Source organism: Desulfovulcanus ferrireducens, assembly GCF_018704065.1.
Lineage (GTDB): Bacteria > Desulfobacterota > Desulfovibrionia > Desulfovibrionales > Desulfonatronovibrionaceae > Desulfovulcanus > Desulfovulcanus ferrireducens.
Map to the genome: position 1 here is coordinate 25,951 of NZ_JAGUQP010000004.1, position 24,324 is coordinate 50,274.

The 24,324-nt window shown below is 41.4% G+C and carries 17 protein-coding genes and 1 tRNA gene; 4 read left to right on the forward strand and 14 right to left on the reverse strand.

Features of this window, described 5'->3' with window-relative positions; all coding sequences use genetic code 11:
- Window positions 1-56: 56 nt before the first annotated feature.
- The 14 genes from KFV02_RS02315 to KFV02_RS11415 all read right to left on the reverse strand — a co-directional run bounded on the left by KFV02_RS02315 (window position 57) and on the right by KFV02_RS11415 (window position 19,536).
- Complete coding sequence (locus tag KFV02_RS02315) at window positions 57-1,187, reverse strand: branched-chain amino acid ABC transporter substrate-binding protein (RefSeq protein ID WP_252379924.1); 1,131 nt, start codon at window positions 1,185-1,187, stop codon at window positions 57-59.
- A gap of 611 nt (window positions 1,188-1,798) precedes the next feature.
- Window positions 1,799-2,944, reverse strand: coding sequence for a quinone-interacting membrane-bound oxidoreductase complex subunit QmoC (gene qmoC, locus KFV02_RS02320; protein ID WP_252379925.1), 1,146 nt, complete (start codon window positions 2,942-2,944; stop codon window positions 1,799-1,801).
- A gap of 10 nt (window positions 2,945-2,954) precedes the next feature.
- A complete protein-coding gene (locus KFV02_RS02325; protein WP_252379926.1) occupies window positions 2,955-5,258 on the reverse strand; it encodes an FAD-dependent oxidoreductase in 2,304 nt (767 codons plus the stop codon).
- A gap of 5 nt (window positions 5,259-5,263) precedes the next feature.
- Complete coding sequence (locus tag KFV02_RS02330) at window positions 5,264-6,514, reverse strand: CoB--CoM heterodisulfide reductase iron-sulfur subunit A family protein (RefSeq protein WP_252379927.1); 1,251 nt, start codon at window positions 6,512-6,514, stop codon at window positions 5,264-5,266.
- Window positions 6,515-6,688: 174 nt separating this feature from the next.
- Window positions 6,689-8,689, reverse strand: a complete 2,001-nt coding sequence (gene aprA, locus KFV02_RS02335) for an adenylyl-sulfate reductase subunit alpha (RefSeq protein ID WP_252379928.1) — start codon at window positions 8,687-8,689, stop codon at window positions 6,689-6,691.
- A 51-nt stretch (window positions 8,690-8,740) separates the two neighbouring features.
- Window positions 8,741-9,232: an adenylyl-sulfate reductase subunit beta gene (aprB, locus tag KFV02_RS02340; RefSeq protein ID WP_252379929.1), complete on the reverse strand. Its 492-nt coding sequence runs from the start codon at window positions 9,230-9,232 to the stop codon at window positions 8,741-8,743.
- 215 nt (window positions 9,233-9,447) lie between these two features.
- Window positions 9,448-10,743 (reverse strand): sulfate adenylyltransferase, encoded by a 1,296-nt coding sequence (gene sat / locus KFV02_RS02345; RefSeq protein WP_252379930.1) that lies wholly within the window; start codon window positions 10,741-10,743, stop codon window positions 9,448-9,450.
- A gap of 1,435 nt (window positions 10,744-12,178) precedes the next feature.
- On the reverse strand, window positions 12,179-12,610 hold the full coding sequence (locus KFV02_RS02350) for a response regulator (RefSeq protein WP_252379931.1): 432 nt from the start codon (window positions 12,608-12,610) through the stop codon (window positions 12,179-12,181).
- Between the two features lie 11 nt (window positions 12,611-12,621).
- Window positions 12,622-13,245: a sensor histidine kinase gene (locus KFV02_RS02355; protein WP_252379932.1), complete on the reverse strand. Its 624-nt coding sequence runs from the start codon at window positions 13,243-13,245 to the stop codon at window positions 12,622-12,624.
- A 23-nt stretch (window positions 13,246-13,268) separates the two neighbouring features.
- Window positions 13,269-13,625 carry a response regulator gene (locus KFV02_RS02360; protein ID WP_252379933.1) on the reverse strand — a complete coding sequence of 119 codons (357 nt, stop codon included), beginning with the start codon at window positions 13,623-13,625 and terminating at the stop codon, window positions 13,269-13,271.
- Window positions 13,626-13,655: 30 nt separating this feature from the next.
- Window positions 13,656-15,368 (reverse strand): sensor histidine kinase, encoded by a 1,713-nt coding sequence (locus tag KFV02_RS02365; protein ID WP_252379934.1) that lies wholly within the window; start codon window positions 15,366-15,368, stop codon window positions 13,656-13,658.
- A gap of 45 nt (window positions 15,369-15,413) precedes the next feature.
- On the reverse strand, window positions 15,414-16,625 hold the full coding sequence (locus KFV02_RS02370) for a response regulator (protein WP_252379935.1): 1,212 nt from the start codon (window positions 16,623-16,625) through the stop codon (window positions 15,414-15,416).
- Between the two features lie 118 nt (window positions 16,626-16,743).
- Entirely contained in the window at window positions 16,744-18,879 is a 2,136-nt protein-coding gene (locus tag KFV02_RS02375) for a SulP family inorganic anion transporter (RefSeq protein ID WP_252379936.1), read from the reverse strand.
- An 18-nt stretch (window positions 18,880-18,897) separates the two neighbouring features.
- Window positions 18,898-19,536 (reverse strand): TetR/AcrR family transcriptional regulator, encoded by a 639-nt coding sequence (locus KFV02_RS11415; RefSeq protein WP_289510047.1) that lies wholly within the window; start codon window positions 19,534-19,536, stop codon window positions 18,898-18,900.
- A 150-nt stretch (window positions 19,537-19,686) separates the two neighbouring features.
- On the opposite strand from KFV02_RS11415, the gene KFV02_RS02385 reads away from it, so the two are divergent.
- The 4 genes from KFV02_RS02385 (at window position 19,687) to KFV02_RS02400 (ending at window position 24,314) form a co-directional block, all read left to right on the forward strand.
- Entirely contained in the window at window positions 19,687-20,862 is a 1,176-nt protein-coding gene (locus KFV02_RS02385; protein WP_252379937.1) for a class I SAM-dependent rRNA methyltransferase, read from the forward strand.
- A gap of 170 nt (window positions 20,863-21,032) precedes the next feature.
- Window positions 21,033-21,110 (forward strand) — tRNA-Arg (locus KFV02_RS02390).
- An 825-nt stretch (window positions 21,111-21,935) separates the two neighbouring features.
- On the forward strand, window positions 21,936-23,045 hold the full coding sequence (locus tag KFV02_RS02395) for a tRNA nucleotidyltransferase/poly(A) polymerase-related protein (RefSeq protein ID WP_252379938.1): 1,110 nt from the start codon (window positions 21,936-21,938) through the stop codon (window positions 23,043-23,045).
- A gap of 12 nt (window positions 23,046-23,057) precedes the next feature.
- Window positions 23,058-24,314: a diguanylate cyclase gene (locus KFV02_RS02400; RefSeq protein WP_252379939.1), complete on the forward strand. Its 1,257-nt coding sequence runs from the start codon at window positions 23,058-23,060 to the stop codon at window positions 24,312-24,314.
- Window positions 24,315-24,324: the final 10 nt, after the last annotated feature.

Below are 24,324 nucleotides of genomic sequence, written 5' to 3' on the forward strand. Positions count from 1 at the left end.
TTAAACACAAAAAAAGGGCGCTAACCCAACCTTATTTAGCGCCCTTTTACAGTTGATTACGGTTGAAGTACAAACTTCCCATCTGCATCTACACGGTAGAGACGATACAAATCTCCTACCCGGTCTCCCTTGGAATTAAAAGAAATTTTTCCGGTCAAACCGGGCATATCCTTGAGTTCATTGTGCAAATAATCAGCCAGTCGATCAGGATCGGTTGATTTAGTACCTTTAATAGCCTCGGCAATGGCCAGGAATGCGTCGCCAGACAGTACTGCCCAGACTGAGCCTGGTGCACTTCCATACTTCTTGACGTAAGCAGCTAAGAACTCTTTGGCTTCTTTGGAATCCAAGTCTTGTGGAACTGGAGGGCTTAAGAAATAAAAACCCTCGGCCGCATCTTTCCCGGCAATCTTGACCAGATCGGGATTATTAGTTGCATCACCACCAATAAAAGGTACATTCCAGTTCATTTCTTTTTTCTGCCTCAGAAGCAATCCGGCCTCAGGATAATAGCCTGTGAAAAAAACTACTTCCGGATTTGCAGCTTTTAGCTTGGTTAAAATAGCGGTATAGTCTCTTTCTCCTGGGGTAAGGGCATCATAAAAAACTACTTCTAATCCTTTTTCCTCAAGCAGACTTTTCGCTTCATCAGCTAGTCCCTTGGAATATGTTGTATTGTCATGCAAGATAGCAATACGTTTATAGCCCATCTTCTCAAGATTTTTTACTGCCACACGGCCCTGTTCATCATCCCTGGGACATGTACGAAAGAAATATTTCAGTCCCTTTTCGGTTAACCGGATTGCAGTTGATCCATTGGCAATCTGGATAATCTTAAATTCATCAAAAATATTTTGAGATGCCTCTGTAACCGATGAGCCATATGTCCCAATGACACCCACGATATCCTGAGTTGCTAGCCTTTGTGCCGCCAAGGCAGCAGTTCTAGGATCACCGCCATCATCCTCTACCACAATTTCCACGTCAGCCCCCAAAAGGCCTCCTTGTGCATTAATATCTTCCGCGAGTAGTTCGACAATTTTTTTCATATCCTGGCCTTCACTAGCCCATGACCCTGTTAAAGGACACATAAGACCAATCTTTATACTTTTCGCCCATGCACCATTAAGACCAAGGATTAACGTGAAAACTACACTCAGTCCTATCCAAAACAAACGCCTCTTCATCCAAACCTCCTTAGATTTGTTGATGGTTACACTTCTGATTGACCAAAAACTAAATTATATTAAAATGTTACTGTTATCTTCCTAAAAAAATTGGCCTGAAAAAATCGATTATTTTTTACATATATAAAAAAATAACTTTTTTCAATATTAAATTGCTTATCTTGTACTATTTTTTGAATTTTGTTTTCTTTATTTTCTTTTTATTGATGAAAATTCATTAAAGACCCTTTTAAACATTATTTTTTTATTTAAAACTTCAACTTTCTGACACGATTAACATCCTCAAATTACTACACAATTGAAGAGTGCATTTTCTGAAATGCATTACAAACGGGTTGGGTAAAACATCTTGGCGAAGATTGCGGAAGTGCTGTGCATAGGGAGGTTATTCCATCGAACTTTCGAAACCCATCATAACAACAGAAAAGGCATTAAGTAACATTCTATTGACTAACCCCATTATGCACAGCCCGCAAGCAAGCCTTAGATGTGTCCAAGTCTTTGTCAGCATTGAAGAAAATGCGCTCGCAAATTAACTCAGAAAGTTGAGTTAAAACAAAAAAAGCCCCGCATAAGCGGGGCTTTTTTTTACCAAATAGCTCAATTCTTTTTTATTCGCCCAAACCTTTTCTACCAACCTGACGGGCATACGCAAGAGCGACTGTCCTATAGACCAAGTGAGCAAGTTTAGACCATGGCAAATATGCAATCATCATAAATACAGAGATAAGGTGGAGGTAATAGACAGGGTAAGCCAAACCAGGCACATTAGCCAAACGTAATATCTCACTTAAAATACCTGTAATTGCAATAGCCCAGATAACACCAATCAAATACCAATCATAATAAGACGTCACAGATTTTGAAGGATCAGCATTGAGACGCATACGTGTAATTGAAATAAGTCCAACGATCAAAGCTATGGCACCAATGTTGGCTAAAATCTTAACAGGATTCAACAATGAAAGCGGCGTGTGCAATTGGTGTCCAATAAGCAGCCCTCCCCAGTGTCCTACAGCCACAACAGAGGTAACAATAAACAAAGCCACAAAACCGTAGAATATGTATAGGTGTCCTTTGTACCGCTCTTTATTTGAAGCGCATTCCTGAAACTTTTTATGGGTAACAATTTCTTCTTTAACAACATCAATCAAGGCCTTCCAAAAACTGGGAGCATCTTCCCCTGGAGTTAAACCCGACTCTTTAAAAGACTTAAACAAATTGCCAACGGCCGAAGCAAAAGTAAAAAAGACAAAAAGAGCTGCCAGACCAAAAATAGGATCAATAGTATAGTCTCCGGGGAAGACCTTAGCATATTCAATAGTACCTTCGGGAATACTAAGACCAGTTGTGAAGCCCCAGATTATAAAGTAAATTAAAGCTGGGATGGCAAAAAGTATGGGCAAATACTTGGAGGAACTCATCCATTTTCCTATTATAGCTGGTTTGGCCAGAGATCTGTATGCCATATTTCTCAAGGCCGCCAGTACATCTCCCGGGCTGGCCCCTCTGGGGCAAAGGTCAGAGCATTCCCCACAATTATGACACAGCCAAATATCAATATCGTTAACCAGCTTATCCTTAAGTCCCCATTGGGCCCAAATCATTTCCTTACGCGGGAAAGGGCCTTCTTCTGGTGACAAAGGGCAGACCACGCTACATGTTGCACATTGATAGCATTTTTTGAGGGATTCTCCCCCTGCGGCCTGCAAATCCTTAATAAATTGAACGTCCGGGTCAATTTGTAATCTTGCCATTTATATCCTCCTAGAAGCCCTTGAATGGGTTTGGTCCATAACTTTCGACTTCTTCCACAAACTCATCTATAATTTGAGGTATCTTGTCATACTCATCTATGGCCACCTGTACCTGTTTCACACGCTCTGGCTCTACCTGCAATTTCTCAAGTGTTTCTGCTATGTTCTCCATTCTTCTGTTACATAGCTCACTACCTTTAACAAAGTGACACTGATAATCATCTCCAAACTTACAACCCATAAGCAGAACACCATCTAGACCCTTGGACATTGCCTCAGCAACCCACTGAGTGTTTACGGAACCAAGACAGCGCACAGGAATAAAACGCACGTAAGCAGACCATTTCTTCCCGCGCATGGCAGCCATATCAAGGGCAGGATAGGCATCGTTTTCGCATACAAGTACCAAAATCCTGTAGCCGCCTTCTTCCTCGTCATCAGGGACTTCAATTGATTGAATCATATCGTTGACAATAGTTACGCTGTAATTATCGAAGGATATAACTCTTTCCGGACAGGCGCCCATACAGGTTCCGCAGCGGCGACAACGAGTAGGATTTGGCTTGGGAGTTCCTTTTTCATCATCATCCAATGCGCCAAAAGGACATTCTTCAGTACATCTCTTACACTGAGTACAACGAACAAAGTTAAACTTGGGATAAGACATATCCCCTGAGCGAGGATGGACAGCGACTCCTCTGTTGGCAGACTCAATACACTGGATAGCTTTTAAGGCTGCTCCCGTAGCATCCTCTTTGGCAGCATTTAAATTCATCGGCTGCCTTACACATCCAGCTGCATAAATGCCCGTTCTCCTCGTTTCATAAGGAAAGCAAATATAGTTGGAATCAGCAAAGCCGTCAAAAAGCATTAATTCAGGAAATGTTGGGCCCTGCCTGTACTGAAGTTTCAGACAAGAGGTCTCTACCAGTTTGCCAAAGAGAGGATCGTCTCCTTCTTCCTGACCTTCTTCTTTCTTTTCATCTTCGGATCCACTCTGGCTCTTCTTTTCCAGGTACTCAAGCTCTAATTTTGCCTCCTCAGCAGTAGTTGGAACCATACCTGTAGCCAAAACAAGCAAATCCACTTTTACTTCCAGGCTTTCACCAAGAAGAGTATCTTTAACTCTTATCACGATCTTGCCATCACTGTCTTCAACAATCTCTTCAATCTCAGATTTGGTCAAGAATATACCTGGATCATCCTGCGCTGCTTTGTAATAGTTCTCGTATACGCCAGGAGTACGCATATCTTTATAAAAAATAAAGGCCTTGGCATTGTCATCCTTTTCGCGCACATACTTGGCCTGTTTCAGAGATACCATACAGCAAACAGATGAGCAGTAGGGCAGATGTTCTGGATCTCTCTGACCGGCGCATTGAATAAAGGCCACACTCTCCACTTTCTGACCATCAGAAGGCTTGGTCAGTTTGCCCTCTTTGGCCATCTTTTCAAATTCAACATTAGTAACTACATTTTTAAATTTTCCATAGCCCAGGGGCTCAAGTTTGCTGGCATCATAAGGCTTCCACCCTGTAGCCAAGACCACGGCTCCAATTTTAAGCTCCTGCTCATCATCGCCAGTTTTGACTTTTGCTTCATAAAGGCCTGGTGCGCCTGAAATAGACTCAATATTTGCACTGGTTAAAACTTTTATTTTATCGTGATTTTCTACCTGAGCAATAAGCTCATCTATGGTTGGCTCTTCAGCATCCGTATAAGGATAGTTAGAAGGTAATTGTTTATACAACTGTGCGGCAAAACCACCCAGCTTATCTTCTTTTTCCACCAGCACTACATCATAACCAGTATTGGCTGCATTTAAAGCTGCATTAAGACCAGTAAAACCACCTCCAACGACCAAAATAGTCTTGTTAATTTCAGGTATCTCCGGCTCAGGCTTTTCTATCTTTTCCAGCCTGGACACTGCCATTCTGATGTAGTCCTGAGCCATCATTGTCAGTGGATCAGCATCCAGCTCGGTCTCTTCCAGAGGCGGCAAATCAGGTTCTTTATAAGACCACACGGCCAGCTCGCGAATATTGGCCCGTTCTACAAAAACATCCGGACCAAAATCAAAGACATCCCACATTATTCTGGGTGAGCAGGCAGCTACACAAACTGCATTTATGCCCTCTTCCTGAATATCTTTTTGAATTTCTGCCACGCCTTCCTTGCCGCACAAAAAAGGCAAGGTTTTTATCAAAGCAGGACAAGCTTCATCATCTATATATTCAGTAAGCTGCTCTAGGTTGAGATTCTTACCGATTTCACACCCAGTGCAGATATAAACTCCTATCTTTTTATCTGCCATTAGTCTTACCTCCTCACCAAAGTTTGAATAGCTTTTAAGGCCGCACCAGTGGCAGTTTCAGCGGATGTCACAACATCCAATGGCATTTTAGCGCAACCAGCGGCAAAAATACCATTTTCATCCCCGCCAATGATGAACCCTTGATCATCTTTAGTCACGTCTATGGACAGCCCCTCAACTGCAATGGAGGGTTGCATTCCCGTTGCCAATACTACCATATCGTATTTCTCTTCTTGTTTCAGCCCTGCCAAAATATCTTCAGCCGTAACGATAACATCTCCGCTTGCATCTTCTTCTAATTTCGCCACCTTACCTTTAACCATTTTAATTTTATCGTCTTCTTGTATCTTCTTTAAAAACTTTTCATAGCGGCCTGGAGCTCTGAGGTCGATATAATAGATAACAATTTCTGCATCTGGGTATTGTTCTCGAATGTATGTACATTGTTTTAAGGAGGCCATGCAACAAATATATGAACAATAATTGAGGTGGTTCTGATCCCTTGATCCTGCACATTGTACAAAGGCTATCCTCTGAGGTTCCTTTCCATCAGATGGCCTTAAAATCTTTCCCTGTGTAGGGCCGTTAGGGGCGGCCAGTCGCTCCATCTGCATATTGGTAATGGCATTTTTAATTTGGCCGGCACCCAAATTATCAAGCTTGGTCACATCGTATGGTACCCAGCCAGTGGCGCAGATAATTGACCCTACATTTAGGGTAATTTCTTTTTCCTTCTCTTCAAGATCAATGGCATTATACTCACAAGCACTGACACATTTGGCACAAGAGCTTCCGGTGCAAACTTTATCGTCAATTACATAACGCATGGGCATGGACATCATGTGCGGCCTATAAATAGCCTTGCTCTTGCCAAGACCAAGATCAAAGTCACAATCTCTTTCAACAGGACAGGCTTCCACGCATTTATCGCAAGCTGTGCAATTATTGTTCACATACCTGGGTTTGAGCTTAATGGTAACTTCAAAGTCTCCGGGCTGACCTTTGATTGAAGTCACCTCAGCTAAAGTAAAAAATTTGACCTTGGGATTTTTCTTGATCCTTTGAAAGTTAATCTCGAGCCCACAAGTGGGAGGACACAATTTTGGAAAATAGTGCTTTAATTGTGCAACTCTTCCCCCAAGATACGGTTGTTTTTCAACAATAAATACCTCGTAACCTACTTCTGCAGCCTCAAGCGCGGCTGTAATCCCACTAAAGCCGCCACCTATAACAAGTATACTGCTACTATTAGACATGTTAATCCTCCCTATTTATTGCCTAAATATTAGGTACAAAATGGCCTTAGCCCAAACTCCTTTGTTTAGCAGTAATTTTTCATACCTTACCCACTAAAAAAAATAAAGCTCAGGCTTAGACCATTTATAATAAAAATGGCTGCGGGCCTATGGCCCGCAGCCTGTAATGTAACCTTACGGATGCATTGGATCAGGAATAATCTGAATATATGGTTTCTTAAAGAACTTGGTCTCGCCTGTCTCAGGATTGAATTGTGAGTTAGTGAAACATTTCCATTCTTCATCATTGAGTTCGAGGTAGTCAGTGCGATAGTAGAAGCCAGGATACCTTGTTTCCTTACGGAACTTAATATGCAGTACGTGCAAGCGAACAGTCCATAAGCGATGGTAGTTTTCCCAAGCCCTGAGCAGTTCGTGCAAGTCACGAGCGCAGAGTTTGGCAGAATCTTCCTCAAGCATATCTAATAATTTTTCACAATGCTCAAGCAAGGTCTGAGAAGTGTTATAGTAAGTTGCAACACCACCACCGTACTCGTCAGTGGCCTTGATGAGACGCATCATGAAGTTACGTGGAGTAATATATTTGGGGTTAATATCAGGAGCAGTGGTGATGTCCTTGTTCTCTTGATAGGTGTACCAAGGTTTGTAAACCATCTTGGCCAACTCTTCAGGGGATTCCTTCAAGGTTGGCTTGAAGTCCTTATGGTCAACAACCCAGCGAACCATTTGCTTACCAACTATACGACCTTCAGCATGAGAACCAGAAGAGAACTTATGCCCGGAAGCACCAACACCGTCAGCACAGGTGAACAGACCGTTAACTGTTGTCATGCGGTTGTAAACCTTGCCGTTATCAGCTTTGATCTTGTACTCTTCAGGTACCCAGTCTTCGTCTGGACCAGAAACCCAGATACCGCAGCAACCGGAATGTGAACCCAGGAGATAAGGCTCTGTAGGCATGATTTCGGAACCAACCTTTTCAGGCTCGATGTTCATACATGCCCACAAGTTGGCTTGACCAACACACATGTCAAGGAAGTCTTCCCAAGCTTCAGCTTCAAGATGCTTCTGCTCTTTCTTGCTGAGTTCTTTGAAGGTAGTCTGCAGAGCAGTGGCAGTATCCATGAAGATAGGTCCGCGACCTTCTTTCATTTCCTTGAGCATCATGTGGTTACGCAAACAGGTAGGAATAATCTGACCTTTAGCATAACCTTTTTCTTCATAGGACTTGAGCATGTCGCGGTTGGTTACGCAGTAGTCTTCGCCCTTGGCATTGGTAGCTTTAGCTTTGAAGAGCAAGAACCATGCACCAACAGGACCGTAACCATCTTTAAAACGAGCAGGTACGAACCTGTTTTCCATCATTGTCATTTCGGCGCCAACCTGAGCACACATGGTATATGTAGAACCAGCGTTCCAAACAGGATACCATGCACGACCCATACCTTCACCGGTTGACCTTGGGCGGTAAACATTAACTGCACCACCGCAGGCACACAGCAAGGCATTGCAACGGAAGACATAAACTTTATTTTCGCGAGTAGAGAAACCAACAGCACCTGCGATACGATTAGGCTCGTTGGCGTCCAGGAGAAGTTTAACAACAAAAATACGCTCCATGTAGTTTTCTTCACCAAGAGCGTTCTTAGCAGCTTCAGCAACGATGCACTTGTAAGACTCACCATTGATCATGATCTGCCAGCGTCCAGAGCGTACTGGCTTAGCCCCATTGCGAACCTGGAGACCTTTTTTCTTGGCCTGAGCACCATCCAAACGTTTGCCGTCCTCGGTTTGTACCCACAATGGCAGACCCCATTCCTCGAAAAGATGAACAGAATCATCAACGTGACGGCCAAGATCGAAAATCAAGTCTTCACGAACCAGGCCCATCAGGTCTGTACGGACCATGCGTACATAATCATCAGGATCATTTTCACCAAGATAAGTATTAATAGCAGAAAGCCCTTGAGCAACAGCACCAGAACGCTCCAAGGAAGCCTTATCGACCAAGAGAATCTTAACACCATACTTGTCTGCCCATCTCTTGGCCTCAAAGGCAGCACCACAGGCGCCCATACCACCACCGACAATCAAGATATCGGTATCCATTTCTACTATTTCGGGTTCAGCCAAAGGCAACCCTAAAGGCTCAGCCTTAGCAGGAATACGGGGCATAATATCCTCCTTAAATTTTGTTTTTACAGTTAATGCTTAGAACTACCTATTTTATTGTTTGGTAGGATCAACCCAGGTTTCTACAAGGTCAGGATTTTTCACTTCAAACTTTTTACCCAATACTTCCTTAGGTGTCTTTAATTCAGTCTCAGTGAACAGCAGTTCATTCTCCAGGTCACCTGGTTCTGGCTTGCCTTCATAAGGCTTGATTGAACCTTCATCAGTAGTCCTGATGGGGAATTTGAAGCGTTTGATGTTGCCATTGCGGAACTGAATGGTCCACATAATATCTGAAGCACTACGCATAGGAATACTGGTTCCGCCCATAGGTGCGAAGTCAGCATAAGGACGAGCCTCAATAGCGCCCTGAGGACAAATCTTTACACAAGAATAACATTCCCAGCATGCATCTGGCTCCTGGTTGTAAGCCTTCATTTCCTCAGGATCGAGGATCATCAGGTCGTTAGGGCAGATGTACATACATGCAGTCTTTTCTCCACCCTTACAGCCGTCACACTTGGCTGGATTAACAAAGGTTGGCATAATGTTCCTCCTAAATTAATAAGGTTTTTAGATTAACTAAACCACAAACCAAGCCACTTAAATACTAAAAACGGCAAAGGGGACTCCCTTGCTCATCAAAATAGCTTGCTTGTGAAAACATTAACAAGATGCTCTTTCGCTTGTCAAGGAGAAAGTGAATTTTATCTCAAAACAAACTCGGGCCAAAAGAGTAAGCTCTTGGCCGCCAAAAAAAACTACATTGCGTCGCCAGAGGCTGCTTTCTGCATTTTAATCTCAACCTTCTCTGTCAGATTTTCATAGTATTCACGCAAGATAGCCAGAACTTCTTCACGACCAAAGTGATCAGGAATAGGCTGACCTTCTGAAAGTGCCTTCCGTAACTTGGTACCACTCAGGATAACACGGTCTTCCTTGCTGTGTGGACAGGTTCTAAGAGAAGCCATGCCATCACACTTGTAACAGTAGAAGGTCCAGTCAATTTTTAAGGGCTGACAAATTAGGGCCTTGCCAGGCTCAGGACAGGATTCATCAGCGTATGGGATGCGATCAAAAATTTCTTGAGCTTCAAACAAACCGTAAAAATCGCCAACACCAGCATGGTCTCGACCAATGATCATGTGAGAAACACCGTAATTCTGGCGGAATGTAGCATGCAACAGTGCTTCCCGAGGACCAGCATAACGCATATCCAGAGGATAACCGCCCTGGACGACATTTTCTTTTACAAAGTAGTGCTCAATCAATGTGTCAATACATTTAACACGGACTTCAGCAGGAATATCACCAGGCTTTAAGCTACCAATCAAGGAATGGATAAATACACCGTCAAGAACCTCAATAGCGATCTTGGCCAAAAATTCATGAGATCTGTGCATTGGGTTCCTGAGTTGCAATGCACCGACGGTTTTCCATCCGCGTTTTTCAAATTCAGCTCTGGCCTCGGCAGGCCGCATGTAAATGCCTTTATACTTGGTTGGGAACTCGCCCTCGCTGAGTACCTTCACAGGGCCGGCAAGGCAGACTTCCTTCTCGGCCATAACCATTTTCACACCAGGATGATCTTCTAAAGCTACTTTCCAGAATTTATCATCTGCACTATCTTCACCTTGTCCCTTGTAAACTAGCTCACATTCCCACTTTTTGTCTTCTTCTGTCTTTTCCCACTTTTCGGTAACCTTCATTGTGGCCATGATTTCATCGCCTTTTGGATCGTACAGGGCAATTTCATCACCTTCCTTAATCTCCGCAGCATCTTCTTTGGTCACGGACATAGTTACAGGGACAGGCCAAAATGTACCATCGGCTAAAAGAAAATTTTCGCAAACTCCTTTCCAGTCGGCCCTGGTCATAAAACCATCCAGAGGACTAAAGCCACCAGTACCAATCATAATTAAGTCGCCTCTTTCACGACTGGTGATAGGAACCTGCTTTAAACCCTGAGCCTTTTTCAATTCTTCTTCTCTCTCGGCTCCTTCAAGCAAACGAATTACCAAGCCTTTTCCACCATGAGGGGGAACGAGTTTTGACATAACAAAACCTCCTTAATTTTTAATTTCTAAGCTTTAACACCTTTACGGCTTGTGAATTTGTGAACTTGATACAGTCATTGCTCAAAACTTTCAAGCCCCCAAGACCAACTTTTGTGATTTTTTTATCAAAAATTTTACACCAAACACGATGCCACCCCCTCTCCTCAAAAGACGAAATGAAACTGGATGCTTTAACATTTTGATTTTACAATAATTTTTCTAAAAAAATCCTCCTCCCAAAAAATGAGTAGCTTTTATTTGATGCAAGTTAGTCCAAGGGAATTCTATTTTTAATGTAGCAGAGACTTTATTCACTTTAGTGTCAACTTTTTTATAAAAATCTCCAACCAATCCCCCTACACAAATGTGAAATTTGGCACATTTACCCTAACACACACCACTGTGAGTTCAACTTTAATTGTGACTAATTTAACAATACACTTATACCATTATTCTCAGTCTAAGGCAACACGATCGAAACAAATTAACAAACACCCTGATTCAACCATTAATTTCATACTTCATAAAAAAAAATTTCCCTACAAAATAAACACCTCTTAGTATTTAACAATTTTGTTTATATGGTGTTATAAGATTCTATTTTAAATACACTATAACCCATATACAACTTTAGTGTCAATATTTTTATAAAATTTAAACGAGATTCTTTTTATACAAGGGATTTGTAGTACATTTATCTAATTGGTTTTACTTTTGGAATAACTCTTTTTGATAAAAGACAATGAAGTGAAGAAAAAATATAGATATCTTGTACAATCAATATAAACATTTGCTTTCTTCTTATCTTAAAATTTATTGGATTAGTTTTGAAGGAAGAAAATATTAAGGTAAGTCTTTGAGCTTCTCGTCAAAGAGTAGATATGGCTAGATATTACTAGCCAGGAACAAAAAGGGCTGGAAGACTATCATATGCAGGAGTGATAAATCACCGGAGAAAAGACTCTATATTTCTTAGACGAAACAAAATCTTTTCTTCAGCAAATAGGGAAAAGACTAGGGCTGTTCCTGGCAGTTTTAAGATAAAATCTTTATGAATACAGGGACTTAATTTAATAATAGGGCTAATGTACTCTAAACCCCGCTCGTCCTAATTTCTAAATATTTCTTTTGGATATAACCTTCTTTGAAATGTTTAAGTACCAAATCAAATAAACGCTTCTGCCCCACAATTTCTATCTGTCTCAAATGGGCCGAAAAGTAGTCCGGTCGGTGGAAATATTGTTCTAACGGTCTAATTTATTAAACAAATCCTTATAAATCAGGCACATAATAGCTCTTGTTAATTGGAGGTTTTTAAAATTTTTTGATAACATTGCGTTTTAGGGGCAAAATTTATTCTAATGAAAATAAATTAGACACTAGTTGTAAGTTTACGAAGATTTTGATTTATAACTCGTTAAGGACCTTAATTCAGTTACCAACCTTTTTCCATAAGTATTTCTTTCAGTTTCTCTGTATTCTTTTTTTCAATCAAAAGCATTTTTTTGGACTTGGCTTCCTTGATTTTCTCCATCAACTCTTTAATATCTGCAGGTTTTTCGATAAAGTCTAAAGCCCCCAGCTTCATGGCCTCAATCCCGCTTTTCACAGTGGCATGCCCGGTTAAAAGGATAATTTGCAGTTCAGGATTAGTAGCTTTGATGCTTTTCAATGTTTCCAAGCCGTCCATATCTGGCATAAGCATATCCAGAATTACGGCATCATAGCTCTCCTGCCCGATCTTCTCCAATGCCTCTTTACCTGAAGTAGCCGTGGCTACCTCTAGCCCCCTATTTTTCATCCTCTCTGATAAAGCTGATAAAAATTCCTGTTCGTCATCAACTAATAAAACTTTTTCATGGCTCATAACTAAATCTCCTAGCTAATTTTATTAATTGAAATTTTAGTTTGTTGCTCAACTGAAATATGCGCTTCTATGGTCGAGGCCAAGACTTTTAAAAACTCATTTACTTCCACAGGCTCAGAAATAATTACTGTTGGCTGTTTTTTTTGTTTAACACAACTTAAAGAGATTTGTAACCCCTTTCCCCTGCCTTCCATAATTTGATCAATACAAGAGAATATAAGGTCCATAAGTATAAAAGGCTGGGTCGAAACATTAACCGGCTCTAAGTTTGAAGCTATAAGCTGAAAGCCTTTAACCGCGGCCATACGCTGAGCCAAATCAACAACCAAAGTAACTATTTCTCTCAAATCAACCTGGACCCAGGTTTCATCTACAGAATGAGCAAATTTGTTCAATCGCCGGGCAATGGTATTTGCCCGCTCAACCTGACGGGCAATTGAAGCTACAATACCTTTTATCCTCTCTATATCTAAATGCTGCCCTTGCTGTGCAAGATAAAGAAAATCCTCAAGCAATCCATTTTGCTCATTTATGATAGCCAAACAGTTTTTTATCTCATGGGAGATACTAGCGCCGACCCGACCAAAAAACTTTAGTCCCTGCCCCTCTAGAATTGACCAATTAATTTCATCCATAACAACCTCAGATTCAAAAAATTCTATTCTTCGACAATTTCTTTCAATTTAGAAATAAACTCATCAAGCTGCACCGGCTTAACTAAGTAAAAACAGGCTCCCTTGGAACAACCTTTTTTAAACGCATCTTCCGAACCATGACCGGTCAAAAAACTGAATTTCATCTCTGGCTTAATCTTTTTAATCATTTCCATAAGATCAAATCCGCCTACCTTGGGCATTTTTACATCTAGCACTGCCAGATCGTAATCATTCTCCCGAACTAGCTTGAGAGCATCCTGTGCATTTGTAGCCCAATCTGCTTCTATCCCCCTAAAAGATAGTCTTTCGGCCAGGGTTGAAACTAGATCCTTTTCATCATCTACTAGTAAAATACGCAAAACTTTAACCACCCCCTAAGCATTAAAATCCTAAGCTCGACCAACAGGCAGGATTATGGTGAATTTACTCCCTTTGCCCACCTGACTTTGTACCTCAATTTCTCCGCCAAGCTTTTTGACTAACCCATAAGTTATAGACAGGCCAAGGCCTGTCCCTCCTTTCTTTTTCTTGGTGGAAAAAAATGGTTCGAAGATCCTCTTTAAATTTTCCGGCGGAATACCACAACCATCATCAGCTATCGAAATACGCACCCTGTTTTCATCCAATTTCTTCATTTCAATCTGAATGTGTCCACCATCGTCCACAGCTGCGAAGGCATTGTTAATGATATTCAAAAAAATCTGTTGAAGTTGGCCCCGATCACTTATTATGGTTGGAAAATCTTCATCTACCTGGACATCAATCTGAATATCCCGATACTCTGCCTCTTTTTCCAAAAAACCCAATACCTCATGAACAAGCTTAGGTAAATCTATTTCTTCTTTCTGAACATCAATATGCCTGGCAAAACCTAGTAAGCGATGGGTAATAGTTCTGCATCTATCTACCTGAGCGATAATAGAATCGACTAATTTTAATAACCTTTCATCTTGGGCATATTTATCAGTATATGTAAATAAATCTTTAATAAGACCTGCCCGTTCATTTATAATGGCCAGTGGATTATTTATCTCATGGGCCACACCTGCGGCCAAACGCCCAATGGACGCCATCTTATTGGCATGTTCAGCATTGTGCAAGGTAGCCAGCCTGTTCATGTCGGCTATATAAATACGACTGATAAGCATTGTTGCCGCTCCCAAAATAACCACAAGAATAATAACAATGCTTGATATCAAAAGAGCCAACATCTCTCTTTTTAACTTCCACCAGCTTTGCAAGAGGACAATAGGCTTTTGAACAAGCACTAAAATGAAAGGTGAGTGGGCAATATATGCACATCCCACGATGAATTTCTGACCGCTATTATCCTGAACTTCACAAATTTCAGTTCGCTCGGGACAATCAGGTAGAGGCAGCTCTATTTTTGAAAGCACATCACCATAATATCTCGAACTGGTTTGTAATATCCCTTGATGATTGATAATGAAAGCATCACTCTCAGGACGCAAATCTATAGAAGAAACTAGTTTGGCAAACCGTTCTGTGTCAATGGTAGCCCTCAAGACAAAAAAGTCACCATCAGGCAAAAGATGTTTTACCGCTATGACAAAGTGGGGAATATGTCGAAATCCTTTGAATACGTCGCTGATATAAATACCACGAACAATAACTTCTTTAAACCAATCCTGCTCTTTATAATTGCGCCCTTTAAGCTCATAAGGCCCAACATATGACTTCTGAGTTCCGTTTGAATCTATTATACCCAGGTCCACAAAGCCACCAAACGTTTCTTTTAAGTCCAAAAAAATTCTGGCCAGTCGATCCTGATTTTTTAATTCACTAAAGTCATTGTTCCGAACAATAAAAGTTAAGGCAGACGTTCTTTCTTCCAAAAAATAAGTCAGGCTTCGTCGTGTATTGGAAACAAGTCGCACCAGGGGGTAGGTTACCTCGGCCCTCATTCCTTTTTCATAAAGGTTTAAATTCATGAAGGTCATTATCAAGAGGGGCAGAATAGACACCCCGGCGATACTCACCACCACTATCAGCCACATGCGGCGATAGTTAAACAGTGTCTTACCTACCCCATCCTGGTCGGTAGCATCCCAAAAGACTGGCCTAAATAAGTCCCAGAACATTTACTTGTCACCACGAAAACTAGCCGGCTGCATACCAACTACGCCCTATGCCTTGCGCTCCTTAATCTTTGCATACGCTTTCTTCATTGTTTCGGTTAAAAGTTCTATATCCACTGGCTTTTGTAAATATGCAAAAGCACCCAGTTCCATACAAGTCTGGCGATCCTTTTCTGAACCGTGCCCAGTAAGAATAATAACTTCAATATTGGGATGAGTCTTTTTAATCCGCCTTAAGACCTCTATACCATTTATGCCGGGCATCTTCAAATCAAGAACAATAACCTCTGGTTCTTCAGATTGTACAAATTTCAAAGCCTGTTCACCGTCATAAACAACAGCGGACCCCATATCACGCATAAGCAAACGCTCAGACAATGTCTGGACAAATTCACGCTCATCATCAACCAAAAGAACCTTGGATGGCCTCTCAAAATCAAATTTCCTGTAAATATCTGTCTGGTAAAAATTTGGCCCTATCTTGGTCTTGACATCTTTAACCCCGGGAAGCTTTGAAACAATATCCTTGAGTTCCTGCTCCAGCTTGGAAAGCATGATCACATTTTTTTCTATGGTCAGGATCACCACGCCATCTTCAGCATCCACAGTAACATTATGTCCCTCAGAGGCCAAAGCCACCTCTACCTGGGCTGCCAGTCTGAAATCTTGAATTGCTTTTATAGATTTATCTGTAGGCTTAAGAATATCTTTCTGCACATACTCGGTAACTATCTGCACAGCTTCATCAATTGTTTTTTTATCTGTGGGCAAGACTATATCATATAGAGAAGAATGCCATGGGTCTTTATCAAATAGATGCTCGGACCAATTAATACACCCTTCATCAAAATCATTGATCTCCTTTATAGCTTCCTTTTCAGACAACCCATTATTCATGGCCTGCTGAATACGATATTTCTTATCAGCAATAAGACAGACCTTGAGCACATGAGTAACTTTACTCGGAACAAGAAGACCGGCCCAACCAAAATATAACCTATTATCAACCTCTAAGTATTCAGCCAGAATAGATTTCAAAAAGGCAACGCATCTTTCCTTTTCATGGGTAAATTTGTTAAATACCGATGGCTTGCAAAAAACCGCTCGACGGATCTTGTCAACGGGCATATCAAACTTCTTGCTTGCAGCCTGAAACAGTGCGTTATCGTCTATTATTTCATATTCTAACTTTTGGGCAATTTTATCTGCTATAGTTTCCGCATGCACAAAGTTGCCGTAGGTTATGCTTATAGATGACATGCTGAACTCCTTTTTAGAGTTTATTGAGTTAAAGCTAGGTGTGGATGCAAAGACTATAATCGTGCCTCATTACGGCGCATCTGCATCCACACCATTCTACTCCAATTAGTCAGATCTCTTATTTAGGCACATAAGATAAAAGCGGGCATTCGTAAATACTTGCACCAGTTCTATCTGTATGTGTTTTATAGTAAATATCTTCAATAGCGTCTTCCAGATGACCATAGATATTTTCTTCACCGATCTTTTCCCATAAATGCGTACGCTTCATGACCGCAATAACATTTTCTTTCAACTCAGCAAAGGAAATACCGCATCCTGCACTACGCACTCTATCTACCAGCAGGGATAGAGCTTCCTCGCCAGAGGCATCCATGTCATTGATCCCATCGGCTACAATTAGAATATGCTTTAGCTCAGGCCTTGTTTGCATAAGTTCCGTAACCTTGTCTTCCAGATAGCTGGCATTGGCAAAGAATAACGGCCCGTCAAAACGAATTGCAGCCACATGTCCGCATTCTTTTAAATTATAAGCCTCGGCATTTTTTAAAGCCAGGTCTTCATGCATGGCCAGTCTGGCCACTGTAGGACGCATGCTCTTATACAAGAATACAATCAGCGAGAGGACAACTCCGACCATGATTCCTTTATCCAGATGCGGAGCAAATGCCAACGTGCAGATAAAGGAAATAATGGAGATTGCGCCATCATACCATTGAGCCTTCCAGGCATGGATAAATCCGGACACGTTAATCAAGCCGATAACAGCCATCATAATTACCGCGGCAAGTACTGCCTGGGGCAAATGATAGAGGAGAGGTGTGAAAAAGAGCAGACAGATAATAACTGCCAAACTGGTAAATACGCTGGAAAGCCCGGTTACTGCTCCAGCCTGCAAGTTTACAGCCGAGCGGGAAAAAGAGCCTGAAATCGGATAACTTTTACCAATAGAACCTACAATATTGGCTAAACCCTGACCAATCAATTCCTGATTCGGGTCAAGCCTTTGTCCTGTTTTTGCGGCCATTGCCTTGGCAATGGAAATGGCTTCCATAAAACCCAGGAGAGAAATGATGGCAGCATAAGGTAACAATTTTAAAATAATAGACAAATTGAAGTCGGGCATGCTTAAAGTTGGCAGGCCAGCTGGAATCTTGCCTACTACAGCACCACCGCCCATCATAAGCAACTTATCTGTCTGCAGGACCTTATTTTTAACCTTGAGCCGCCATACACGACCATCGGTTTCCACGCCAGACGGCACATTATCTTTGGGCCAGAAGGACATGCCAGACTCAGTTTCTACACCGGCAAACTTCATAGCCCTTAGTCTACTCCGGTAATTATGTGCCAACTCTTTGAGACGATTCATTCTCACTTCAATTACTTGCAAATCATGCTTGATATCTATAGCCGCGATGGAATTTTTACCATACTCTTTAATTACTTTATCCAACTCATTACTCAAGTTTGCCCTTTTTTCACCAAGGTCAGCAATGGCCATTATGGTCTGATTAAACTTGGCGATATTTTCCTTAGCTTCTTGACTGTGAATCTCATTAAGATTGGCAACATAGTTATGTTCAAATCCGGTCAACCAGGAAATCAAAGTAGTAACCACCACAGCTACCAATACATTGGGAATACGCGGATTAATTTTTTTAAGGCCATACATAATGGCAAAAGCAAGTGCCCCCATAAAAAGCGTAGGCCAATGTGTATAATCAAAAGCAGCCAGAATCACGCGCCAAATAGTCTCATAATGATGGGCAGCCTTATCCACATACACGCCAAACAATTTGGACAGTTGCGAAGAGGCAATAATAATGGCAGCTGCATTGGTAAAACCATTAACCACAGGGTGAGACAAAAAGTTAACCACCAGGCCCAAACGCAGCACGCCCAGCATAAACTGGAAAATACCCACGGTAAAAGCAAGGATAATAGCATAAGCAATAAATGCCTCGCTTCCGGCCGTAGCCAACGGCTCAAGTGAGGCCGCAGTCATCAAAGAAACAACGGCCACTGGCCCAGTCGCCAACTGCCGGCTGGAACCAAACAATGCTGCAACCATAGGTGGCAAAAAAGAGGCATAAAGCCCATAATAAGCAGGTAAACCAGCAAGTTGTGCATATGCCATTGATTGCGGAATCAAAACCAGCGCCACAGTCAACCCGGCCACAGCATCAAGCCTGAACTTGGCCAGATTGTAATCTTTAAACCAGGCAAGAAATGGAAAAATTTTCGCTAACATATACCCCCCGTTTACTATTTATTGTCCCGCCAATGCAGGACTTGATTCTTCACCGACGTTATAATTCTTTAAAATTCTTCGACACGTTTTTAAGACATCATTATAAAGTGAATCCACCGGAAAAATATGAGCAAGATCGAAACGAATAAGGCCATTTAGCATGGCCAGAATGATCAAAGCTGTCTTGGTTGGCAAAATATCCTTTGAGATAGAACCATCTTTCTGCCCCAGAACAATCCCCTCAACCAAAGCGGTCAGAAAACAATTGTAAATACTCTCTAAACTCTTACGACAGGCTGAATTTTCAACAGCCAGCTCATAAGAATGACTGCGGTAAAGCAAAGCCAACTCACTCCGCAATCCTTCTGTCATATAAAAATAAACCTTGACCACCTCCTCCACCATCTCCAGCCCTGAAGAAAACTCTCGACCATGAACATTTTCGTCAACATTATGAATGATTCTTCCCTGAGCTCTTTTCAGGACCTCCAAAAACAAACCTTCCTTGCTTTTAAAATGATGAAAAATAGTCCCTTCGGCAGCCCCTGCGGCTTTGGCAATTTCTGATATTGCCGTATAACGAAAGCCCTTTTGGGCAAATAAACGAGTAGCCGCGTCCATAATCTTTGTTTTTAAGGAAACAGCTTGTCCTTGCATACTTTCACTTTCTCCCTGACAAAAACTGAGTGAGCGCTCAGTCGGGAAAAACTAAGTGAAAAGTTTCACTTTGTCAATAAAGAACCACTGGAAAGTTTTTACAGAAAAGATTAGGAGAGCAGTAAAAGTTACGTGTAGGTCAAAAAAGCAGTGAAAAAAATTTATTTAAAAAAAGACGAAGATCGAAGAATAAAGGCAGGCCACCTCTGGGTCTTTAGTAATGAGATTAACACTCAGAAAGTATCCTTAAAAAAATTCCAGCCCGGCGAAGAAGTCCATGTTCTCACTCACACCGGTAATTTTCTTGCCTCAGGCTATATCAATCCGCACAGCCTGATTAGTGTACGCATCCTATCCAGAAATCCTAAATATGCTATTCCCGAACTTATAGCCTCAAGAATTGTTGAGGCCAGGGCTTTGCGTCAGGATATATTCTCTGCCCCGTATTTTCGCCTGGTCTTTGCTGAAAGCGACTTCCTGCCGGGGCTTATTGTCGACCAGTTTCAAGACATCTTAAGCGTTCAATTAACCACCGCGGGCATGGATACAAGAAAAGACTTGGTAGAGAAAATATTGATTAACCAGACCCAGGCCAAAAACATTGTCTGGAAAAATGACCTTTCAGCCCGGACCTTAGAGGGTCTGGATAGGCATGTTAAAATTACTGGCCAGGTTCCCGAACAAGGTTTTGTCATTGAAAACGATCATAAATTTATTTTTCCTCTCATGAAAGGCCAAAAAACCGGCTGGTTTTATGACCAGAGAGATAACAGGCAGAAATTCGCCAGGTTTTGTACAGATAAAAATGTCTTGGACGTGTTTTCGTATGTAGGCGCAATGTCCATTTATGCAGCCAAGGCCGGAGCAAGACAAGTGCTGGCCATTGACAGCTCAAAATTAGCCTTGGATTTTGCTCTCGAAAACAGTTTGTTAAACGGCGTGAACTACAAACTAAAAACTATTTGTTCGGATGCAGTGAGCATAATGGAGGAAATGGTCATAGCCAAAGAAAAGTTTCAGGCCATAAGTATTGACCCCCCTGCTTTCATCAAGAGAAAAAAAGACAAAAAAAATGGACTCAAAGCTTACCTAAAAGTCAACGATTTGGGGATCAAGCTACTAGCTAAAGGCGGGTACCTAATGACCTGCTCATGCTCTCAACATCTAAGTTTAAACGAGCTAATCAATGTCATCCGGCAGGCAGCACAAAAAAATGGCCGTTTTTTGCGTATCATCCAGTTTTGTCATCAGGGACCAGACCACCCTGTGCATCCGGCCATGCATGAAACTAACTATTTAAAAGGATTAATCTGCCAGGTTATGTAATCAAACTTTGGTAGAGTATGATAAAGCCATTAAGGCCCGCGACAAGGGACTATACATCCTCCAAATGATGCGATAAGTCTATAAACTCAAAGTTATCCCCTCAATAAAAGAAACGCCTGTAGCGGCTCCCTTGACAGAAATAAGGCAAAAATATAAACAAATATGTCTTCGCCCCCGTAGCTCAGCAGGATAGAGCACGGGATTCCTAATCCCGGTTAGCCCAGGTTCGAGTCCTGGCGGGGGCACCAGCAATCAAAGTAAAATTCACCTCTTTTAATAGTCCCGCAAAAAAGTCAACAGTCCACCTCAACTCCCCTTTTTTCAACCTGTTTAAATTAGTCTTTGGCCGCACAATTTTGATGTTTGAGTTAGTTATTGAGCCCACTAAACTGCTCAACAAGCTACTCAACCAAAAGAAGGTTCAAAAAATTTTCAAAAGCGAAATAATAAATGCATGTTTTGAAAACTATAAATTAATATAATTATATTTCTTATATGTTACGAAAAAAGTATATTCTGTTTATATGTACAGTCTAATCTATCGGTTCTTTATCAATTACCATCAAGGGAGCCAGCACCATCTGAAAAAGAGAGTGTTTACTTTTTCTAAATTCATCCTTTTTCATAAATGTACATTCATATTAAGTTACTCACTCTGAAATGAACATTATTTATTGACGACCATTTACTTTCAAAACATACTGATGTCATAATAAAACAATCAGACGGTAGCACCTATCTTGAAAAATAGTTCTCGCTTTGATATGTCATGATGATTTGCGTTTTTTTCTAACGCTATAAATCTTGACTGTTTTTCAGCAAAAAAAATACGAAGCAGAATAAAAAACGTGTCCATTTCTACATTTTTGTTTAGGAAGTAAGGACTTAACCCATGTTCTCCATCACTGAGAAAATCCGTAACGCTCTATTCGGTCATCAAACTAATAAAAAATGAAAAGCGTGGAGAATAAAAAACTAGCCTTAACTATCTATTTCTTTGATTTTATTCAGGATATACAAAACGAAAATTACTTCATCACTTTAAACTTCAGTGCACCATAAGGCTACCCATCATGCGTATTTATCTTGTAGGCGGGGCTGTCCGGGATGAACTACTTGGCAGACCAGTTAAAGACAGAGATTATGTCGTCTTTGAAGCCGATGAAGAAAGCTTTAAAAAGAGATTCCCCCAAGCAAAAAAAGTGGGAAATAAGATCCCTGTTTTTATCCTTCGGGACGCTCAGTATACTCTGTCCAGGTTTAAAAATATTGAAGAGGACTTAGAATATAGGGATCTGACCATAAACAGTCTGGCCAGAGACGAAACAGGGAAACTGATAGCCCATCCCTTAGCCCTGGCGGATCTTAAGCAAAAAATTCTGCGTCCCATTTCCCGAGAAAACTTCTATGCGGACCCGTTGCGTGTCTTTAGAGTAGGCCGCTTTGCAGCCATTTTTAAGGACTTCACCCTTCATCCCAGCCTGAAACCAATCCTCAAGGAATTAGGACAAAGGCCCGATCTCTTGCAAAAAATTTCCCCGGAAAGAGTTGGACAAGAATTTTTAAAAGCCTTAGCCGGAGAAAAGCCAAGTCGATTCTTGCAGGTACTGGATGAATGCGCCTGCTTTGTTCCCTGGTTTGAAGAACTTGCCTGCGCCTCCAAAATTCCGGCCGGCCCCAAACCTCATCATAATGAATCTCTGCTTGAACATCTTGGTCAGGTGATGGATAAATTGTCGGGAGATGCGCTGCTGGTCTGGATGGGGCTTGCTCATGATCTGGGCAAAACCATAACTCCTAGAAGCAACTGGCCCAGACATTTAAACCACGATAAATTAGGAGAAACCCTGGCCAAAAATTTAGCCACAAGACTTAAGCTACCCAAAAAATTTGTTTTTGCTGGACAAATTGCTGCCCGTTGGCATATGGTCGGAGGGTTGTATGATCAACTACGTCCGGGGACCAAAGTCGATCTGTTAAATAAATTGGGTTCAAGTGATATGATCAAATATTTTTTCACCCTGGTTAGAGCTGATAATGAGCTTGATTTTTTGCCCCGGGCTCAAAAGGACTGGCAAAAAATAAAATCTGTACATCTGCCCCCAAACTTTCACTATAACGGACCAAAAGCCGGAGAAATGCTTCGTATGCTTCAAGCCCAAAGACTGGTTCCAAGGACATAAGAGAGTTCTTAAATGAAAAGAGTACTCGTTGTTGAACACAGTAACTTTTTTGCTATGGTCATAAAAAATAAGCTTCAGACAGAGGCTCATTTTTATGTCACCTGGGCCAAAAACCTGTCTGAAGCTGTCAAGGAGCTAAACAAAAACACAGATTTTTTAGCTGCGGTCCTTGACTTCAGTTTGCCAGATGCGCCGGAAGGAGAAATTATTGATGAGGTCATCAATAAAGGTATTCCCTCTATTGTTTTTACCAGTAATATCAGTAAAAAAATTCATAAGTTCGTCAACTCCAAAAAAATTGTGGACTATATCTTAAAAGATGACCCCAACAGTATAGATTATCTCATTTCCTTACTCAAACGCCTAGAAAGTAATCCGGACACTAAGATCCTCGTTGTTGACGATTCCCCTCTATTTCGTAAAACCATCACAGATCTACTTAAAAACCACCGATATAGTGTCTTTAACGCATGCAATGGCAAGGAAGCCCTTAAAGTTCTTGATGAGCACCCGGATATCAAGTTAGTCATCACGGATTTTAACATGCCGGAAATGGATGGTTATATCCTTACCCAAAAAATCAGGGAAAAGTACAGCAAGGATGAGCTGGCCATTATCGGCATCTCTTCTGAAGGTAACGGTTACATGGCTGCGCGTTTTTTAAAATATGGTGCCAATGATTTTATTGTCAAACAAACCTTCATAACTGAAGAATTTTATTGTCGCGTCATCCTCCACTTAGATACTCTAAAACGTCTGCAAGCAATAAAAAATGCAGCCATAAAAGACTTTCTCACAGGACTCTATAACCGCAGATACTTTTTTGAGTTTGGCCAAAAACTTTTTGAAAGCGCAAAACGCGATAACCTATCCCTTGGCTGCGCCATGATTGATGTGGATCACTTTAAAAAAATAAACGATACTTATGGACACAAGGCTGGTGACCTTGTGCTCCAGCAAGTATCATCGATTCTCAAAAACAGGATGCGTGGCACGGACATCATTGCCAGAATTGGAGGTGAAGAATTTTGTGTCCTGACCGTTAACTTAAAAGAAAAAGATGCAAAAAAAGTGTTTGAAACTTTACGTCAAACAGTAGAAGATTCACCCGTAGAGATTGATGATGGGGAAAAAATCAAAGTGACCATAAGTATTGGTGTGGTTACTGAACTTGCTGATAGCCTTGAAGATATGCTCAAGAAGGCTGACTCTTTGCTCTATGAAGCCAAAAAAACCGGACGAAACAAAGTGATCGTGAACAAACCATAAGTCACGACAA

Excerpts from the sequence above, each read along its gene's own strand:
- sat (WP_252379930.1), bottom strand. The coding sequence starts at position 10,743 with ATGTCAAAACTCGTTCCCCCTCATGGTGGAAAAGGCTTGGTAATTCGT.
- KFV02_RS02395 (WP_252379938.1), top strand. The coding sequence starts at position 21,936 with ATGCGTATTTATCTTGTAGGCGGGGCTGTCCGGGATGAACTACTTGGC.
- aprA (WP_252379928.1), bottom strand. The coding sequence starts at position 8,689 with ATGCCCCGTATTCCTGCTAAGGCTGAGCCTTTAGGGTTGCCTTTGGCT.
- KFV02_RS02365 (WP_252379934.1), bottom strand. The coding sequence starts at position 15,368 with ATGTTCTGGGACTTATTTAGGCCAGTCTTTTGGGATGCTACCGACCAG.
- aprB (WP_252379929.1), bottom strand. The coding sequence starts at position 9,232 with ATGCCAACCTTTGTTAATCCAGCCAAGTGTGACGGCTGTAAGGGTGGA.
- KFV02_RS11415 (WP_289510047.1), bottom strand. The coding sequence starts at position 19,536 with ATGCAAGGACAAGCTGTTTCCTTAAAAACAAAGATTATGGACGCGGCT.
- KFV02_RS02330 (WP_252379927.1), bottom strand. The coding sequence starts at position 6,514 with ATGTCTAATAGTAGCAGTATACTTGTTATAGGTGGCGGCTTTAGTGGG.
- KFV02_RS02400 (WP_252379939.1), top strand. The coding sequence starts at position 23,058 with ATGAAAAGAGTACTCGTTGTTGAACACAGTAACTTTTTTGCTATGGTC.
- qmoC (WP_252379925.1), bottom strand. The coding sequence starts at position 2,944 with ATGGCAAGATTACAAATTGACCCGGACGTTCAATTTATTAAGGATTTG.
- KFV02_RS02375 (WP_252379936.1), bottom strand. The coding sequence starts at position 18,879 with ATGTTAGCGAAAATTTTTCCATTTCTTGCCTGGTTTAAAGATTACAAT.
- KFV02_RS02315 (WP_252379924.1), bottom strand. The coding sequence starts at position 1,187 with ATGAAGAGGCGTTTGTTTTGGATAGGACTGAGTGTAGTTTTCACGTTA.
- KFV02_RS02350 (WP_252379931.1), bottom strand. The coding sequence starts at position 12,610 with ATGAGCCATGAAAAAGTTTTATTAGTTGATGACGAACAGGAATTTTTA.
- KFV02_RS02370 (WP_252379935.1), bottom strand. The coding sequence starts at position 16,625 with ATGTCATCTATAAGCATAACCTACGGCAACTTTGTGCATGCGGAAACT.
- KFV02_RS02325 (WP_252379926.1), bottom strand. The coding sequence starts at position 5,258 with ATGGCAGATAAAAAGATAGGAGTTTATATCTGCACTGGGTGTGAAATC.
- KFV02_RS02355 (WP_252379932.1), bottom strand. The coding sequence starts at position 13,245 with ATGGATGAAATTAATTGGTCAATTCTAGAGGGGCAGGGACTAAAGTTT.